Genomic DNA, 19,220 nt, shown 5'->3' on the forward strand with positions numbered 1-19,220 from the left:
GTTCAGGCAGCGGAAGTTCAGGCAGCCACGGTAGTAAGGGGAAAAAACAACCAAAAGGCCCAAAAGGTAAAAAGAATTAACATAAACGACCGATACTTTTATAAGTATCGGTTTTTTTGTCAAATCAATTGGTACATATACCTAATAACAAGGATGGACGACATTTGCCTATGCAAAAAATAATAGGTAAAAATCCATTCATATTTTTAAAAATATTTCTAGATACATGCTGATTTATCCCTTTCCGAGACATTCGTTTAGAACAAGCCCCATCGATAGCACGTACTATAAAGCACAGGACAAGAATTAATAAACGGAAAAATCTCGAAGGAAACTTAAGTGAAGGGAGTAAATTAATTTATATGTACCATCAATCGACGGTAATCATTACCATCTTTGCATTTATTCTGACAATGGTCCTGATCTTTATCCGTCCAAAAAATATGAATGAAGCAATCCCTGCAACAATAGGGGCCATCCTCGTTTTTATTAGTGGAAGCGTTTCGATGGTAGATTTACTTGACATAGGCTCAAAGGTAACAGGTGCAGCGATTACTATTATAGCTACTATCGTTATGGCTATCGTACTTGAAAGCTTTGGATTCTTTAGCTGGACAGCTGCTTTAATGTTAAAAATATCAAAAGGATCAGGAATTCGCTTATTTTGGAATACCTTATTACTCTGCTTTTTAATGACTCTATTTTTTAACAACGACGGAAGCATACTAATTACAACACCCATACTAATTTTAATTTTAAATAATTTAAAGTTAAAAAACAGGCAAAAGATACCATTTCTCTTAAGTGGAGCGTTAATAGCGACTGCATCAAGTGCTCCAATCGGTGTTAGTAATATTGTTAATCTAATCGCCTTGAAAATAATCGGAATGGATTTGTATCTCCAAACAGAAATGATGTTTGTTCCAGGGGTTCTGGGATTACTATTTTTATCCTATCTCCTATTCCTCGTTTTCAAGAAAGATATTCCAAAAGAAATACGCTTCCATTCCTTTTCCATACCACTACAAAAAAACCGTCCATACCATCCTCTACAACAAGGCTCTGAAAGCCTATTTAATCAACAAAAGAAACTCATGATCAACATGCTCATCTTTGTATTCATTGTACGGATTAGTCTTTTCGTGGCTTCCTTTATTGGCATCTCCGTTTCGTTGGTTGCCGTGTGTGGTTCTGTTATCTTATTGATTTGGAGATGGATCTACTTAAAAGTAAACCCTAAAGATGTGGTCGGTAAGATCCCGTGGCATATACTAATATTTGCCTTTAGTATGTATGTCATTATCTACGGATTACACAATATTGGATTATCGAACCTGCTATTAACCTATCTAAAACCAATCGTTAGTGATAGTTTGCTGCATGCTAGTATAACCATGGGTGTGATTACTGCCTTTCTTTCGAATATCTTTAACAATCATCCTGCCTTAATGATCTCAACATTGGCCTTGACTGATATGGGACTAGGCTCCTTATTAACGAAAACTGTTTACCTATCAAACATCATCGGCAGTGACATAGGGTCGCTCATATTACCAATAGGAACGTTAGCAACTTTACTCTGGATGCATATTTTAAAAACGAATAAAATAAAAATAACTTGGCTGGATTATATGAAAATCACCTTCGTGGTTATTCCCCCTACATTGGTATTCACTTTATTTAGCTTGTATCTGTGGCTATTACTCGTCTTTGTAAAATGATTAAAAGAATGAAAATACCAAGCCTTTCACGTTGGAATAAACGGAACAGGCATGGTATTTTTCAATTCTCCGAAGAGACAATTATAATTTTCTTAAAAATAGGAAAGAGCAAATTACCAAGAATGACCCCAAATAAATTCAAAATCAAATCGTCAATATCCAAGCTGCCGCGATGGGTAACGAATTGGAGAACCTCAATGAAAGCTATAATCACCAAAGGAACAAGGAAAGCCTTTAATAGAGAATAACTTTTTAATCCTATGTATATCCCATAAGGAATGAACAAACATACATTGGCAGCCAAATTATAAAAAGAGATTAACCCGTTCACTTTCCCGGATAGATAAAATGAAATCGTGGAAAAGGGTTGAAGGTTCATTGAGTTATAACTTTGTTCGCTGGGTCGAAAAAATAACAAAATCAACAGTGCAATCGTATAGAGGGCTAACAAACCTACCAAGAATGGCAAGGAAAGGTTAATCGTTTCTTTTCGGATAAATAAAATTCCAACAAAGACAAAGCAAATAATCCCGAACATTATCACGGCTAATACGATAGGGTGAAGATAAGCTACTGAACGAATAAATACAGGCGAAAAAATAATAAATAATATGAAAGAAATCAACAATGAAAGGATTGATGTTTTTCTCAATTAATTTGATCCTTTTTGATAATATTGTGCCATCATGTCTTCAGGAACCATGCTGCCGCCTGTTGCCCAAACGACATGTGTAGCATTACTCATTTTATCCAATACCTTATTGTTCCGTAAGTAATCCATCCCGTCTCTACATAAGTTATCAGGTCCAATCATCCCTGCGAGTGCTGAGGGCTCTAAATGAATATCCTCCGTATCGACGAGGTCCTTTAGCAATCTATATAAGTTTTCGTCACTTATGGTATAACTCCCACTAAGGAAAGGCTCAATTACTTTACCGACAAATCCCGAGGGCCTGCCGACAGCAAGTCCATCCGCAGCTGTAACATTGTTAATTCCGATATCTTGGACAGAAATTTGATCATGGAACCCTGTCATTAATCCAAGTACCATACACGGAGAGTGTGTCGGTTCTGCAAAGAAACAATGGACATTATCTTTAAATACTTGCTTCAATCCAAAAGCAACGCCCCCTGGACCTCCGCCAACCCCACATGGAAGGTAAACAATTAAAGGGTGATTTTCATCGACGACGATCTCTAACTGTTTTAACTGATGCTTCAACCGGGAGGCAGCGACTGCATAGCCTAAAAATAAATCCTTGGAATTTTCATCGTCAACGAAATAACAGCTAGGATCTGCTTCTGCTTGGATACGACCCTGCGTGACAGCCTCGCTATAGTCAGAATCATATTCTATTACCTGAACATTTTTGCTGCGAAGCAAGTCTTTTTTCCATTGTTTTGCGTCCGCTGACATATGGACGGTTACTTTAAAGCCTAATTTTGCACTGATAATACCAATGCTTAATCCTAAATTCCCAGTTGAACCTACTGCTATAGAATATTGGGAGAAGAATACTCTGAATTTTTCACTTGCTAAAATCGAATAATCATCCTGAATCGTTAGCTTTTGATGGGAGAGCGCCAATTGCTCTGCATGTTTGAGTATTTCATAAATACCGCCGCGCGCCTTAATGGACCCTGAAATCGGAAGGTGACTATCACACTTTAGTAATAAATCACCTAAGAGAGGCTGTCCGTTATCCAGAGCCAATTTTTTCCGCATTGAGGGTATTCTTACTAATGGAGATTCAATCATCCCATTAGCTGCTCTGGTTTCCGGAAAAACCTTAGAAATATAGGGAGCAAAGCGATTCAATCTTTCCTCCGCAGCTTTAATGTCCGCTGCAGTCAAAGGAGATTTATCAATTGCTAGTTTAGAATTTTCAAGGTTAGGATTCACCCAAAATATTTCATCTAACGATTTGAGTTTTTCTATTAATGGGAGTTTTTCTATATCAAGACTTTTATTTATTTCACTGTTATTCATTGTGGTCCCCCTGTCCTATTGTAAATAATTATCAAACACGATTATGAATATAGATAAATTTTATCATAAGATTTTTTTGCTGCGTTATTTAAATGTTTAATAGTCGCTTGTCTTTAACACTTATTTACCTTTTGAATATGATTTAAATAAAAGGCATGTGAGGGACATGTATTTGGTCGGCTTTTATTCACCAAAGGCAAAATCAGGTGTTACTGAACTGGCTTTATCCATATACTATTGGCTTAAATTAAATACAAATACAGCAGCAGCATTTATTTCTTATGGGAAGTTAGAAAAAGAAGAGACTTCAAATGAGCTCATCCATGAATTTTCAAAACTGTCTCTAACCGAACAAAAACGAAAAGTGAAGTTAATGAAAAACGAGTATGATATTATTATTTATGATGCCTCAAGTCAGCTTTCCGAGGGCGTTTTAAAACTATTACCGATTGTTGACAGATTATTTGTGGTGGGTGAAGAACATACTGATTTTGCTGTCAAACTGCAAAAGATCATTCAATTTGATAAAATTTTTGATAAGAGTGTCAAAAATTTTATCACCCATTTACGAGGGAGCAAAACATATATTATTCGAGAAAATAAAGAAGATCGTGTCATTGGCTTCAACTATTCAAAAAATGAAACAAATACAATTGGACAAATGGTTTATACAGATTACGTCACGCGCTATTTAGAAGAGAAGTTCATTGAGAAAAATATAAAAATATTTAAGAAAATCTTACGGATCCCAAAGAAGGACTTGTATAAAGGCCTACATGAATTAGGGATTGATTTTGAAAAAGCACTGCTTTTTCATGAATACGTTTTTCTCCGCGAAGCGTTAGGTCAAGATTACCAAGAAGCACTAGAAAACCTTTTTCCACTTTTAATCAATTCCACCTACAAAGAAATTTTTGAAAAATTTCAAAATGAAATAAACTTCATCAAAAAAGTAAAATTATTATGATAAATAAAAAATACAGAGCAGCCATTGTTTAAAGGGGTTCCGTTTTCGGGTGCTTTCTTATTAAAAGACACAAGAATTGACGTATGAATCGCATACGTCTTTTTCTTTATTTATCAAGGTTTCTACGAAATTTCATTAACTTTGACAGGATCCGCACTTATCTGTTGGGGGAGGTAGGTTATTCACCTGGGCTAATAAATAGACGGAAAAATTCCGCTTAATTCGTAATTATTATTAAAAAAGGCTTAAATAGACGGAGAGATTCCGCCTATTGACTCGAAAAATTCGAAAAGGGAAGATTTTGCTTTGCATAACCGGAAAACCTCTGCTTATATACCCCAAAACGAGCTCCATCTTGCATTTAACCGGAAAATCTCCGCTTATTTTACTATTACTGCTTACTCGATTAAGGACAAGATATCTTTTTTAAAAAGGAGTTAGTTTTGTTTTTTTCTCCACTTCCAAGGATTATACTTGGATTTTATCAGGGGATAAATGTACAATCTAATAGTTGAACATTTAATAAAGATAAAAATGATATAGGTGGGAAAAAGAATGATTGCAAAGACGGAAGAGGATTTTAATGGATTGAAAGAAATCGGCAGAATCGTTGCCGGGATTCGTGATGAGTTAGTACAACGAGCGGTACCTGGAGTAACCACTAAAGAACTCGATGATATCGCCGGGGATTTATTTGAGAAGGAAGGCGCCATTTCTGCTCCCAAAGGTGAATACGATTTTCCGGGATATACTTGTATAAGTGTTAACGAAGAAGTGGCTCATGGAATCCCTAGTAGTCGGGTAATTCAAGAAGGAGATCTTGTCAATATAGATGTTTCTGGTTCCAAAAACGGTTATTTTGCTGATACGGGCATCTCAATTGTAATTGGAAAAGGTGAAGAAATTTTAACAAAAATTTGCGATGTTGCGAGAGAGGCGTTTGAAGCAGGACTAAAAAAAGCAAAACCTGGGTCCAAAATCAGCGGAATGGGTAAGGTCGTATACCAAACGGCCAGAAATCAAGGATTAACCGTAATTAAGAATCTGACGGGACACGGTATTGGCCGAACCATCCACGAACAACCTGACTACATATATAATTATAATGAAACCTCAGACAACGGATTGCTAAAAGAAGGAATGGTTATTGCATTTGAACCATTTATCTCCACACATGATGAAGAAGTGTTTCAACTAGAGGACGGCTGGACTTTTGTAACAGAAAAAAGCTTCGTAGCTCAGTACGAACACACACTCATCGTCACTAAAAACGGACCAGTCATATTAACTCGTTAATCAGAATAGAGTATAGAGCCTTCCGTATGCGAGGTTCTATATTCTATTTATTTTTTTAAAAGGTCATACACCATTCACAAAAACCAACACGTTGACTGTACGGTTTAAACTATGGTATAGTTATATTAACATTAGACTTGGAAGGGGTGAGTAATTTGGGGAGTTGTATCGAATTGGTGAAATAGCAAAATTAAAGAATATTTCCAAACGAACAATTGATTATTACACCCAAATAGGCTTACTAAACCCTATTCGGACGGACTCTAATTATCGATTGTATAGTGATGAGTGTCTTCAAATTTTAAATATGGTTGAACATTATAAGAATTTGAATATGCCGCTTGAGGAAATAAAATCTTCGATTGAATTAATTAAGTCAGACAATACGATTGATAAGCAGAAAGTGGAAAAACATTTTAAACAAATTGCCAGTATTATGCAGCACCTGAAAGAAGAGATCCATGTGATGGAACCGATTCTACAAAAATTAAACGATCAACAAAGAGAAAAGTATGTTAATAGATTATCGTCTGAAGGGATCACATTGGCTCAAACATTATTATTACTATTTAGCTAGATAATGATTAAAATAATCACGTAAAAAACAGGAGGTGTATTCCTTACTTATATCTATTAAGTAAGGAGACCATTGATCATTAGTAATCTACTAATAATAGCACTTTTAATTGCGTTTACAGCATTTTTTGTAGCATATGAATTTGCTATTGTTAAAGTCCGCGGTACACGTATCGATCAACTCGTAAGCGAAGGGAACAAGAACGCGATCGCGGCAAAAACGATTGTTACAAATCTTGATGAATATTTATCTGCCTGTCAATTAGGAATTACAGTTACAGCATTAGGACTTGGGTGGTTGGGTGAACCGACAGTAGAGCATATCCTTCGCCCGCTTTTAAGTTACTTTAATATGCCTGAATCGATTGCAAGTATTACTTCATTTGTAGTTGCGTTTGCATCCGTAACATTTATTCATGTAGTTGTAGGCGAATTAGCACCAAAGACCTTTGCCATCCAAAAAGCCGAAGAGGTCACTTTGTTATTTGCAAGGCCGATGATTCTCTTTTACAAAATCATGTATCCCTTTATAAAAGCTTTAAACGGTTCTGCACGATTTATCGTTGGAATTTTCGGCTTGAAGCCTGCTTCCGAACATGAAGTCGCGCATTCTGAGGAAGAACTTCAATTAATCATTTCCGAAAGTTATAAGAGCGGGGAGATTAATCAATCTGAATATAAATATGTGAACAATATTTTTGAATTTGATGATCGAAATGCCAATGAAATTATGGTGCCGCGCACCGAGATTATTGCTTTTGATATTTCACAATCTCTAAACGAATGTCTTCAAATCGTGACGGAAGAAAATTATACAAGATATCCGGTCATCGATGGTGAAAAGGATAACATCGTCGGTATGGTAAACATGAAAGAAGTCTTTACCGAATATATTAGAGGCAAGAATGTTGAAACATCGATACAAGAGTATGTTCGCCCAGTTATCCAGGTAATTGAATCGATCCCAATCCATGATTTGCTTCTGAAAATGCAAAAAGAGCGTGTTCATATGGCCATCCTAATGGATGAATATGGGGGTACGGCTGGTTTAGTCACAGTCGAGGATATCCTTGAGGAAATTGTCGGTGAGATCCGCGACGAGTTTGATGCGGACGAAGTACCTGAAATTAATAAAATTAGTGAAAACAAAACCATCGTTGAGGGTAAAGTCTTAATTGATGAAATTAATGATTTATTCGGCATAGACCTTGACGATTCAGATATGGATACCATCGGCGGCTGGATATTATCAGAAAAAATGGATGTCGTCGAAGGCGATAAAGTGAGATATGACGATTATGTATTTAAAGTGCTTGAAATAGACGGTTACCATATTAAGTCCTTAGAAATTTTAAAAATTACCAATCAAGAATCAATCGCATAACCAACTCCCTCTTATTGTGATAAGAGGGAGTTTTTTTTTAATAGCCAACTGGCACAAAAGGAAAAGTCTAAATCCTTTTTGTGTCAGTTTTTTTCATTTTATCGATAAATCTACCTAGGTTTTGTAAAAATCTTTACAAAACCTTCAAAATCTTAATAAATATTCTAAATAGTTTACAAACTCTTCACCCTTGCTCAACAGCAACTTCAAGTTATGTACCTATACTTTACGTAAGAGCTAGCAAGTCTCTTTTTTATTAAATCTTTTGGGGTGATAAATTTGTGAGTACTGAAAAGAGCTACAATTTCTACCAAGATTATCGGAAAATACGATCATCCAATCTTACATTATCAAAAAACGTCGAGTATTATCTCTATTTAAAAAGAGCGTATGACATAATCCTTGCATCAGTTGGGTTAATCATTGCTGTGCCGATTGTTCTCTTATTTACGATCCTCATTGTTATGGAGACACCAGGTTCTCCATTTTATGTTCAAGAGAGGATTGGCAAAAATGGAAAACGATTCAAGATGGTGAAGCTACGTTCGATGACAATCGATGCCGAAAAAGAAGGGGCGAAGTGGGCAGAGGTAAATGACCCACGGATCACTCATGTGGGTGCATTCATCCGAAAGACTCGCATCGACGAGCTTCCTCAATTGGTCAATATTTTAAAAGGAGACATGTCCATTGTGGGTCCAAGACCAGAAAGGCCCTTTTTTACAGCGCAATTTAATAAAGAGATAAAGGGATTCGAAAATCGCTTGGTGGTTAAACCAGGTCTTACGGGTCTTGCTCAGGTAAGTGGGGGATATGATATTTCTCCAAGCGAAAAACTTAAATATGATCTGGCATACATACAAAATTTAACCTTCTCACTTGAAGTAAAAATAATTTTGAAGACGTTTAAAGTAATACTCACAGGTGAGGGAGCACGTTGAAAAAGGCGGGAAGTATATGTCAGTCATTAGAAAGCAACTACATAAAGGAGTAAAGTGGACTGGAATTTCTACCCTTATCATTACAGCGATTCAAATTATTCAGTTTGCATTACTAGGAAAAATAATGAGTTTATCCGAATTTGGGCTAGTTGGAATGATTACCACGATTGTAGTGTTCGCTCAGATTTTGCTCGATCTTGGTTTTGGCACAGCCGTGATTCAAAAAGAAGTCGTCTCGGAACGTGTGTTGTCAACACTATTTTGGCTAAATATGGCAGTAGGTATCGGATTGTTTGTGCTCCTATTCCTGCTAAGCCCTCTGATTGCGATGTACTTCCATCGAAGTGAATTAGTGGAGCTTATTCGGCTTTTGGCAGTAATGTTTCTAATCGCTCCGGTCGGGCAGCAATGTCAGTATTTGTTACAAAAAGAATTACGTTTTAATTTACTTGGATTGATTGAAGCGGGGACAACAATAATTTCATTCCTAACAATGGTCATTCTCATCTTTACCATTCGTCCCATTTATGCCTTTGTTATTTCACAAGTTGTGATGAATTCACTCAAAGGCATTCTATATTTTCTCTGTTATCAAAAGAAATGGCGTCCCTCATTCGTATTTGATTTGTCTGAATGTAAGGAATATATGGCATTCGGTGCATTCCAATTAGCCTCACGATTAGTCAATCGAATCGGCTCCAACATTGATGTGATTTTAATCGGAAGATTTATGGGAGCAGAAGCACTCGGTATATATAATCTTGCCTACCAAATCGTGACCATTCCGGTTTTAAAGATTAATCCAATTATTACAAGAGTAGCTTTTCCAGTTTTTTCAAAAAGTCACCAAAATCAAGTTTTATTAACAGATGGATTCTTACACATGACAAAGCTATTAAGTCTAGTATCTTTTCCCATCTTGATGGGTCTTACGGCTGTGTCTAATGTTTTCATCCTAACCATTTTTGGAGAGAAGTGGCTGAACGCCGTTCCAATTGTGCAAATCATGGCAATTGTAGGAATTCTGAGGGTTTTAATGAATCCAAATGGCTCCATTATTTTAGCAAAAGGAAAGGCTAATATTGCTTTTTATTGGGATGCGGCTGTTCTCATTGTCTATAGCTCGTCTTTATGGCTTGCTGTAATGACGAATCAATTGGAAGTTGTCGCGTGGACCTATGCAGGTGTAAGTCTGGTGAATTTTTTCGTTGGAAGATGGTTACTTAATTGGTTGATACAGTTGCGTTTTCGGCAATATTTGAAAACTATTTCTTTACCCTTCCTTTTATCGATGCTTATCTCGGTTGTCGCTTTTTATCTGAAAGAAATTACTGTCTGGTATTTTCCGAAAACTAGTTACTGGCCGCTTATTTTTTCAGTCGGCTTAAGTGGACTTGTCTATATTCTGCTTTTGTATAAGATTTATCCTGATTTTTTCTTGAGGATCGTAAAAAAACAAATAAGAGGGCAAACATGATGAAGATATTATGGATTACAAGTGTGTATCCAAGTGACGAAAAACCTGGTCTTGGTGTTTTTCACGAAACGCAAGTTCAAGCATTAATCCGTTTAGGCGTTGAGGTTACTGTTATTTGTCCCGTGCCGCGTCTTCCTGTTCTAGTCAGTTATATGAAGAAACACTATCGAACTACTAACGGGGTTCCATTTAAGTCGCACCGAAAAGGAGTGACAGTCTACCGACCACCTTATTTAGCGCTGCCGGGCCAGCTCAGATGGGCCCAGCCTGATAAACGGATTGCTGCTTCCATCTTAAGAACAATGTCTGATTACCTAATAGAGCCTGATTTAATCCACGCTCATTTTGCCATGCCATCTGGAGGGGCAGCACGGATTGTTGCGGAACAAAAAAAGCTGCCGTGGATTTTAACATTACATGGAAGTGATGTGAATATTTATCCCTATTTTAGTGCAGGTGCAAAAAAAGTATTCGAACAAACAGTACAGGCGGCAAATCTGGTATTGGCAGTGGGTGAAAGCCTTAAGAATAAAGCAAAGGAGTTAGCAGGCAGAGATAGTATGGTACTCCCCATTGGGGTGGATCTATCCCGGTTTCAACCTACCAATGAAACCAAAAGGGAAATCAGAAGGCGGCTACAGCTCCCTGAAGAAAAAAAAATTGTTGTTTTTATAGGAAGGTTAACACAGGCTAAAGGAGTTTTTGAACTCGCTCATTCACTGCATTGGCTTTCGAATGATGTAGCCATTGTATTTGTTGGGGATGGACCAGCTAAAAATAAGTTAAGGCAGCATTCCGATTTCAATAGAAGGCTATTCTTAACAGGGCAAGTTGAAAATGAAAGAGTAAGTGATTATTTGTTAGCTAGTGATGTGTTTGCTCTCCCATCTTATACAGAAGGTTTGCCAACTGTTGTTATCGAAGCATTAGCCCTGAAGGTACCTGTGGTTTGTACGGAAGTCGGAGGTGTCCCGGAGTTATTTGGGGAGCATCGTCAGCTTTTAATCGAAAGTAAGTCAGTATCAAGCCTTGTAAATCGGATAAGCGCTATCCTAAACAGAAATCTTTTTTCCAAGCAGGTTCAGCTTGAACTGTATGAAAATATTCAAAAAAATTATCATGTTGATCACAATGCAGTTTTGCTAAATGCTGTCTACAAACGAACAATAGAATCCATTTATTCAACGATATAGTCAGTCTAGCGAGTAATAAACAACAGGAAGGATGGAATTTGATGAAAAAAATAGCTGTTATTGGAACTGGGTATGTAGGTCTCGTCTCAGGTACATGTTTTGCCGATTCAGGAAACCAGGTTACTTGTTGTGATATTGATCAATTAAAAATAAAGGAACTCACAGAGGGAATTATGCCAATTTATGAGCCAGGTTTAAAAGAGCTGGTCCATAAGAATGTTCGGAAAGGATCCCTTAAATTTAGCGCTAATATCAGTCAAGAGATAAAGGAGGCTGAGGTGATATTAATTGCAGTCGGGACCCCAATGACATCATCTGGCAAAGCTGATTTAACCTATGTAAAACAAGTCGCTCGATCAATTGGTGAAAATTTAAATAGCTATAAAGTAGTTGTCACAAAAAGTACAGTTCCCGTCGGCACAGGAAAATTAATAGAATCGGTGATTAGGGAATACGACAATGGAAAACATCCATTTGATGTTGTTTCAAATCCTGAATTTTTAAGAGAAGGTACTGCCATTAAGGATACGATGAATATGGAGCGTGCAGTCATTGGCGCCACAAGTGAAAAAGCATTTCAACTGATTGCGGAGATTCATCAACCCTTTACAGAAAATATTGTAAAAGCTTCTTTAGAAACAGCTGAAATCATTAAATATGCGGCTAATGCATTTTTGGCTACAAAGATTTCATTTATAAATGATATAGCCAACATATGTGAACGCGTGGGTGCTGACGTTACCAAGGTGTCTGCAGGGATTGGTTTAGATAGCCGGATCGGCAATAAATTTTTACAGGCGGGCGTTGGATTTGGCGGATCCTGTTTTCCAAAAGATACTGCAGCACTTCTGCACATCTCCGAAGATTGTGGATACGATTTTAAATTAATCAAGGCTGTCATTGAAACAAACGAAGGACAAAGAGTGCAGCTGGTGAAAAAATTGTTGCAGGCATTAGGTTCTTTACAAGGAAAAACGATTAGTGTTTTGGGGTTAGCATTTAAACCAGATACCGATGATATTCGCTCTTCTCCTGCACTCGATATTATCCCTTACTTAACAGAGCAGGGGGCAATCGTAAAGGCATATGATCCAATCGCAATTGTCGAAGCAAAAAAACAGATTGGTTACCAGTGCACCTATTCAGAAGATATATATGAAACAATCACAGATTCAGATGCATGTATGATCTTAACTGACTGGCAGGATGTAAAAACATTAGATTTACCATTAGTAAAGCAATTAATGAAACAACCTCTGATCGTTGATGGACGGAATCTCTTTGAGTTGGAGATGATGAAACAACTTGGTTTTACGTATCTTTCAGTTGGCAGACCAGCTATTCAATCGGAATCAATTATTTCAAAGGCTTTTACGAAGAATTAGATGAGACGCTCAGTTCTCAAGGAATAAACAACTGCTATCACTACATGGTTAGTTTGAAAAGGAGAAGGAAGTGTGATGCAAGGTAATTCACTCGTTAAAAAAGCACCAGGTGTGTCAGCTTTTCTTTTAGAAGGCAGCAAGCCACCATTTATAGTTGTTATGTATTTATTAGTCATGACAACATTTTTGAATCAATCTGTTTTAAACATTCATGTCGGATTTTTCAGTTTATTTTTGTATCGCTTGGTTCTTATCGTTGCAGTTATTCTCTTTTTCTTTCACGTTATGAGAGAAAGGAATCTTCCTCAATTTTGGGATCAAGCAAATGTCAAGGGTGTTCTGCTCTTTCTACTGTTTTGGATGACCTATGGAGCGGTTTCACTTCTATGGTCAAAATCGGTTATAGAGGGAATGAAGTCCTTAATTCTTTTGGGTATGGGAATATCGTTTGTTTTTTTGGCTGTTTTTACATTTAGGAAAATGAACCATCTGTTTTTGTTTTATGGAATATGGATGGTTATGACAGTCATACTCATGGTGATTGGATTAATCAATCATTTTGCACATATCCAGCTGCCTACATCGACTTTGTACGGAGGACCTGAATATAAGCTTTCTTATCCAACATCTGTTTTCTTTAATCAAAATGATTTTGCCACATTTCTAACGATTTCATTGTTTTTTTTTCTATCTATTACAAGAAATAGTAAACAAGTATTTTTGAAAACAGCTTGCTTATTTCTGGCAATTATTTGTGTGTATCTCATTTATTTGACGGATTCACGGGCGAGCTTACTTGGAGTCATGCTTGGATTAATTGTGTATGTGTTTATCCTTCTTCCAGTCTATTTCAAGCGAATGGCAGCCATTATCGGATCAACATTATTTTTAGTAGGTGTTATTGTATTTTTTGAAAAGTTCATCCATTTTTTTAACGGTTCGACCTTTTACTCAAGTAATGAACTGCTTCCATCCAATGTTGCGAGATTAAATTTACTAAAGAATACCCTTCACTTTTCATTAGAGAGCTTTGGATTTGGAGTTGGTGCAGGCAATATCCCTTTCTATTTAAAAAACGAGTCGATCTATGCTACAAATCAGGTTGTCGAAGTGCATAATTGGCTCGCTGAAATTATGGGTAATTATGGAATACTTATTTTGCTAGGTTATATAACTATGTATGCCTATCTGTTCATAAGGCTCTATAAACTATATAAAACTAGAAGCAACAGGGACCAAAAAGGGTTACTTGAAGCGTGTATGATGGGGCTTATTGGATTCGCGGTTTCTAGTATCAGTCCGAGTTCTATAAGTAATCTATTTTTTCATTGGGTATTTCTAGGTTTCGTCATTTGTATAGTTTCTGTTTTTACAGGTAAAAAAAATCAACCTCACAAAGAAAATTCCTATTAAGGAGCAAAGTTCAAATGGGACAAATGATTCAAAGTATGAAAGAAAGAATTAATAAATACTTCCTAATATTACTATCCATTACGGTTATGCTTGGTGTCATTGGATGGCTCCTTCCCGTCGGAAAAGAGAAATCCAATTATTCGGTAGAAGCTGCCCTAACCCTAGGAAGCTACAATAATCCAGAGTTAAATGATCCAAAGCGTGTTATCAATTTGTTAACGACCGCCCCATTTTATGAAGATTATTTGAAAGAACTATGGGAAGCAAAATCTGAGGAAATTCTTACAAATTTACATGTAACTGTAAGTCCCGATAACAAAGTTAACCTTTCGTATACAGATCAATCCAAAGAAAGCACAGTCGAGGTTCTAAACCAGATTACAAGTGCCTTTATGGACTTAGATAAAGAGCGGTTCCAACAGAAACAAAAAATTATTCAGGAAACTTTTGAAGTATTAAAAAATGAAAAAGTTGGTCCAGATGCGGAAGTAGACCAACAACGCTTCTTATTAGAACTAAAGACAGCTCTCTATGACATTAAAGAAGCCAAATTATTAAAATCCGCTGATATAAATGCTTTAAATACAGAAAATCGAGCCTTCAACTCGAAAGAAAGAGCAGTGCTAGGGATTTTATTGGGCATAACTTTAAGCTTTTTATGGATCGTTTACCCCGTCCTTTTCCGGGAATAGATTATTTTTAGGAGGTTTTTTATGAGTCCACAGCAGCCATTGATCTCAATTATAACGCCTTCATATAACGCTAGTTTGTTTATCGAGCATACAATCGCCTCTGTTAGAAAGCAAACCTTTCAAAACTGGGAAATGATTATTGTCGATGATTGTTCTACTGATGATACACCTGAAATATTAAGATGTTATGAAAAAGAAGATGAAAGAATACATGTTATTTTTTTAAATCAGAATGGTGGGGCAGCTGTTGCACGTAACATTGCCTTGCAGCATGCGAGGGGTAGATTTGTGGCATTTCTTGATAGTGATGATTGCTGGAAACCAGAAAAACTAGCAAAACAGCTTTCTTTCATGCTAACCAACAACTATGCTTTTACGTTTACCGGGTACGAACTTGTAACCAATGAGGGAGTTCTGTTGAACAAACAGATATCTGCTCCAGCGGAAATTTCGTATGATGATATGTTAAAGAATACAATTATTGGCTGTTTGACAGTGATGATTGATCGAAAGAAGGCAGGAGATATTCAGATGCCTAACATACGAACAAGACAGGATTTAGCCACCTGGCTAGCCATATTAAAACAAGGAATCCATGCCTACGGTTTAAATGAAAATTTGGCTGAGTACCGGACCGGGAATCCATCTATTTCGAGAAACAAGTGGAAAGCAGCAAAAATGAATTGGTTTGTCTATCGCAAATTAGAAAAACTGAACGTCTTAAAAGCTTGTTGGTGTTTTTCGCACTATGCCTTTCATGCTGTGCTAAAGAGAATATAAAAAGGGATGGTACAAATGAATAATATACATGTTATTGTGGCAACAGGGGAGTGGGCACAGGACCAGTTACGTTACCGTAGACATAGGCTTGCTGAATATTTGCAAAATCATCCCGATACAAAAGAGGTTATTTGGTTATGTCCGACACCTGTACAAAAAGGAAAGTCAAACACTAGATTGTCAAATGGAATAAATCAATGGACGATACAAGATTTACTTCCTCACAAAGTGTTTCGATTTTGTCGCTATATTGATGAATTTCATCGAACAAAATTGCAGCCCATATTACTATATTTAAAAAAAGCACAGGAAGAGTATACTATTAATTTATGGTATACCTTTCCTGGATTTCCGATACTATCTGAAATCTTTCCTTGGAATAAAGTCGTTTATGATTGTAGTGATTTATGGACTTCACCTATCAATGGGAAAAACTCAATTTCAGCCAATTTTAGAAAGAACATCATATCAAAGGCAGAGAATCGGATCGTTCAAAAGGCAGGTGTGGTTTTTTGTACTTCAGAATATCTACGGACGAGAATAGTTGAAAAGTTAGATGCTGAAGAAAAGGTATTTACCTTTGAAAATGGGGTAGAGTTTGATTTGTTTGCAAACAATCCAACACGAATGGAGAATATTCTACCTGTTCACTTTGACGGAACCGTTTTAGGATTTATCGGGGGAATTAAACCAAAGCTTGACTTTGATTTGATAAAGGAAGTAGCACAAAAAAAACGAGAGTGGCTTTTTCTATTAGTAGGTCCGGATGGTACGAATGATCATCCAAAATTTAAAAATTTATTAACAGAGAGTAATGTTTTATGGACTGGTAGTGTCGCACCGTCCGATGTCCCAAAGTATATGAACTTAATCGATATTGGAATTATGCCCTACAGTTCATCTGAATATAATCAAGCTGTATTTCCATTAAAGTTATTTGAATTTTTAGCAGCGGGGAAGTCTGTGCTTGGCATGAATTTACCATCAACTAAGAAATATGCTGAGGAATCTGTTTATACTCATTTAGATACCAATGATGCTAACCAATTCATCAATGTATGTGAACAGTTAGAAGGTATCAAAAATCATGAAAACTATATCCATAGACGCAAGACACTTGCAAAAACAAAAAATTGGAACGAAGTATTTGAGGACATGTTACAATTAGTATAGATTAAATCAAACCTGGTTAGATTCTATTCGCGGAGACCCATAAGGGTTTCCTTTTTTATTTTAAGTTATGAAATACTGAGTGTGTAAACCGGCACATGTGCGGACTAATTATTGGAATAAGAATGGATAGGAAAAATTTGTGGAAAAACAATGGAAAAGGAATATTTACTATCATTAAAATTTATTTGATTTTGATTTGAAAAAAGAGTAATAAAAAATTCTTATAAAAGCAGCCGAAACAAACATCAAAAATAGAAAATTAAGAAAATTATTCATACAACAACCTCCCGATCAGAAAATTATTTATAAAAAGAACCATTGAATAGGAATTGCTATAGTTACATTTTATCCAGGTAATACTAAGAAATAGTTGAGTCGATGTTAACCTTTTGTAAAGTATTGTAATATTAATTTTATAGATTTACATGTCTGATTAGTACTAGATCTAACATTGGATCCATTCCGCTGAAGTCTAAAAAATAGTTAAATAGCAAAACATCAAAGAATTTAATTTCTAAACGCAAAAAAGAGACCTTAGAAGTCTCTTTTTTTACTTGGTTATGGAAAAAATTGACCAATTGAATCCTGACCTTAACATAATCTGGTTTTATTAAAATATTATGGTTAATAGAGCATTTCAAAAAAAGGAGGTATTAACGTGAGTAAGATTAGTAAGGATGATTTTGTACAGGGGTTCGTACCGAATCATAATCATGGTTCGGTTGATTACACCTCTGTAGCGGGAGGGCATGTTCATCAGTGTCTAGATGTAACTTCGCCGCCAATCCAGTCCCAGGATCATAATCATATTCATTATACAGAGGGATATGTTGTTTTCGAGAATGGGCATACCCATCATTATAAAGCCTATTCCGGTCCTGCTATTCCTATAGGAAATGGAATGCACGTACATCATTATGATTTTTATACTTCGGAAAATGATGGTCATAAGCACCGAGTAAGGGGTGTCGACCAACCAGCACCAGGGAATAAATAGTAATTCAATGTCAAAAGAGGCTAATAATTTAGTCTCTTTTTGACATTGAATTACTCAATCTTCACTCCTGAATCAAAAACATAAGGCTGTTTAGAACCTTTAAACTTGTTATTGACATAAATAAAAAATCATTATAAGATACAATTCGTAACAATTACGATTTGTTTAATCTAATAAACTAATATTATATGGAATAATTATTTATTTTAAATCGTAATTATTCCTAATTAGGAATTTTATGGAGAGGAAAATAGAAGATGAAAAGACTATTATGTCCGATAATTGTTTTTCTTATAGTAGTAAGTGGTTGTTCTAATGCAGCACAGACCAAGAGTGAAAGAGTTAGTGAAGGCACAAAAAAATTACAAATTGTTACCACGTTTTATCCAATGTATTATTTTACCCAAAAAGTAGCTGGCAATTCAGCTAATGTAGAGTTACTTATACCGAACGGTGCTGAACCACATGATTGGGAGCCAACTGCAAAGGATATGGCGAAAATCCAAGATGCAGACATGTTTATATACAATAGCCGATACTTTGAAAGCTGGACTGAAAAAGTATTAAAAAGTATTAATGATTCAGATTTAACTGTTATAGAAGCTTCAAAGGGGCTTGAATTGATGAACGCTTTAGAATCTGAGGAGGAAAATCATTCTGATCATGCGTCTTCAAAAGACCCACATGTGTGGCTTTCTCCCGTGTTAGCCCAGCAGGAGGTCGACACAATTACTAATGCTATCGAAAAGCTGGATCCAAACCATAAAAATGAGTATGAAAAAAACGCAGAGGATTTTAAATCCCAACTTGCTGACTTAGATCACCTATACAAAGAGACAATTAATAAGGCTGAGAAAAAAGAATTTGTGACACAACATGCCGCATTTGGATATTTAGCAAAACAGTATGGGTTAACACAAATACCGATAGCTGGATTATCCCCAGATGTGGAACCAACCCTAGGTAAATTGAAAGAACTAACGGAATTAACGAAGAAGAAACATGTAAAGGTTATTTATTTTGAGGGACTTACTTCATCTAAAGTGGCTCAAACGTTAGCAAATGAAATAGGTGCTAAAACTGAAGTTTTAAATCCATTAGAAGGATTAACTAAAGAAGAACAAGAAAAAGGATTAGATTATATTGATGTTATGAAAAAAAATCTCGAGGCATTAAAATTATCTTTTTAGAGTAAGTTGTTTTATTGTAAGAAAGAGCTGCCGAAATCTCGGCGG

The 19,220-nt window shown here is 36.2% G+C and carries 17 protein-coding genes; 15 read left to right on the top strand and 2 right to left on the bottom strand.

Features of this window, described 5'->3' with window-relative positions; genetic code table 11:
* Window positions 1-362 precede the first annotated feature (362 nt).
* Window positions 363-1,721, top strand: coding sequence for an arsenic transporter (locus tag BDR01S_RS12650; RefSeq protein WP_066254673.1), 1,359 nt, complete (start codon window positions 363-365; stop codon window positions 1,719-1,721).
* A 61-nt stretch (window positions 1,722-1,782) separates the two neighbouring features.
* Here the strand turns inward: BDR01S_RS12650 and BDR01S_RS12655 are convergent, their stop codons facing one another.
* Window positions 1,783-2,373 carry a VanZ family protein gene (locus BDR01S_RS12655; RefSeq protein ID WP_066254675.1) on the bottom strand — a complete coding sequence of 197 codons (591 nt, stop codon included), beginning with the start codon at window positions 2,371-2,373 and terminating at the stop codon, window positions 1,783-1,785.
* Window positions 2,374-3,711, bottom strand: a complete 1,338-nt coding sequence (gene dsdA / locus BDR01S_RS12660; protein ID WP_066254678.1) for a D-serine ammonia-lyase — start codon at window positions 3,709-3,711, stop codon at window positions 2,374-2,376. It lies immediately after the preceding gene.
* A 172-nt stretch (window positions 3,712-3,883) separates the two neighbouring features.
* Between dsdA and BDR01S_RS12665 the strand changes: the two genes are divergently transcribed.
* From BDR01S_RS12665 to BDR01S_RS12730, 14 genes are all read left to right on the top strand, one after another.
* Window positions 3,884-4,678, top strand: coding sequence for a hypothetical protein (locus tag BDR01S_RS12665; RefSeq protein WP_066254681.1), 795 nt, complete (start codon window positions 3,884-3,886; stop codon window positions 4,676-4,678).
* 555 nt (window positions 4,679-5,233) lie between these two features.
* The gene (gene map, locus BDR01S_RS12670) at window positions 5,234-5,974 is read left to right on the top strand and encodes a type I methionyl aminopeptidase (protein WP_066254684.1); all 741 of its coding nucleotides are present in this window, start codon (window positions 5,234-5,236) and stop codon (window positions 5,972-5,974) included.
* Window positions 5,975-6,137: 163 nt separating this feature from the next.
* Entirely contained in the window at window positions 6,138-6,551 is a 414-nt protein-coding gene (locus tag BDR01S_RS12675; protein ID WP_066254687.1) for a MerR family transcriptional regulator, read from the top strand.
* A 72-nt stretch (window positions 6,552-6,623) separates the two neighbouring features.
* Window positions 6,624-7,934 (top strand): hemolysin family protein, encoded by a 1,311-nt coding sequence (locus BDR01S_RS12680; protein WP_066254690.1) that lies wholly within the window; start codon window positions 6,624-6,626, stop codon window positions 7,932-7,934.
* A gap of 281 nt (window positions 7,935-8,215) precedes the next feature.
* Window positions 8,216-8,875, top strand: a complete 660-nt coding sequence (locus BDR01S_RS12685) for a sugar transferase (RefSeq protein WP_066254698.1) — start codon at window positions 8,216-8,218, stop codon at window positions 8,873-8,875.
* Between the two features lie 16 nt (window positions 8,876-8,891).
* Complete coding sequence (gene tuaB, locus BDR01S_RS12690) at window positions 8,892-10,352, top strand: teichuronic acid biosynthesis protein TuaB (protein ID WP_066254701.1); 1,461 nt, start codon at window positions 8,892-8,894, stop codon at window positions 10,350-10,352.
* On the top strand, window positions 10,352-11,545 hold the full coding sequence (tuaC, locus tag BDR01S_RS12695) for a teichuronic acid biosynthesis protein TuaC (protein WP_066260019.1): 1,194 nt from the start codon (window positions 10,352-10,354) through the stop codon (window positions 11,543-11,545). Before tuaB ends, tuaC begins: the two co-directional genes overlap by 1 nt.
* Before the next feature lie 41 nt (window positions 11,546-11,586).
* Entirely contained in the window at window positions 11,587-12,930 is a 1,344-nt protein-coding gene (gene tuaD, locus BDR01S_RS12700; protein WP_157406162.1) for a UDP-glucose 6-dehydrogenase TuaD, read from the top strand.
* Window positions 12,931-13,005: 75 nt separating this feature from the next.
* Window positions 13,006-14,343: a teichuronic acid biosynthesis protein TuaE gene (gene tuaE / locus BDR01S_RS12705; protein ID WP_066254707.1), complete on the top strand. Its 1,338-nt coding sequence runs from the start codon at window positions 13,006-13,008 to the stop codon at window positions 14,341-14,343.
* Between the two features lie 14 nt (window positions 14,344-14,357).
* On the top strand, window positions 14,358-15,035 hold the full coding sequence (locus BDR01S_RS12710; RefSeq protein ID WP_066254711.1) for a hypothetical protein: 678 nt from the start codon (window positions 14,358-14,360) through the stop codon (window positions 15,033-15,035).
* A gap of 21 nt (window positions 15,036-15,056) precedes the next feature.
* Window positions 15,057-15,815 carry a teichuronic acid biosynthesis protein TuaG gene (gene tuaG, locus BDR01S_RS12715; protein WP_066254714.1) on the top strand — a complete coding sequence of 253 codons (759 nt, stop codon included), beginning with the start codon at window positions 15,057-15,059 and terminating at the stop codon, window positions 15,813-15,815.
* A 15-nt stretch (window positions 15,816-15,830) separates the two neighbouring features.
* The gene (gene tuaH / locus BDR01S_RS12720) at window positions 15,831-16,988 is read left to right on the top strand and encodes a teichuronic acid biosynthesis protein TuaH (protein WP_418303027.1); all 1,158 of its coding nucleotides are present in this window, start codon (window positions 15,831-15,833) and stop codon (window positions 16,986-16,988) included.
* 658 nt (window positions 16,989-17,646) lie between these two features.
* The gene (locus BDR01S_RS12725; protein ID WP_066254720.1) at window positions 17,647-17,985 is read left to right on the top strand and encodes a YmaF family protein; all 339 of its coding nucleotides are present in this window, start codon (window positions 17,647-17,649) and stop codon (window positions 17,983-17,985) included.
* A gap of 257 nt (window positions 17,986-18,242) precedes the next feature.
* On the top strand, window positions 18,243-19,175 hold the full coding sequence (locus BDR01S_RS12730; protein WP_066254723.1) for a metal ABC transporter substrate-binding protein: 933 nt from the start codon (window positions 18,243-18,245) through the stop codon (window positions 19,173-19,175).
* The last annotated feature ends 45 nt before the right edge of the window (window positions 19,176-19,220 follow it).

Origin of the sequence: Neobacillus drentensis NBRC 102427, from assembly GCF_001591445.1 — a bacterium.
Classification (GTDB): Bacteria; Bacillota; Bacilli; order Bacillales; family Cytobacillaceae; genus Neobacillus; species Neobacillus drentensis.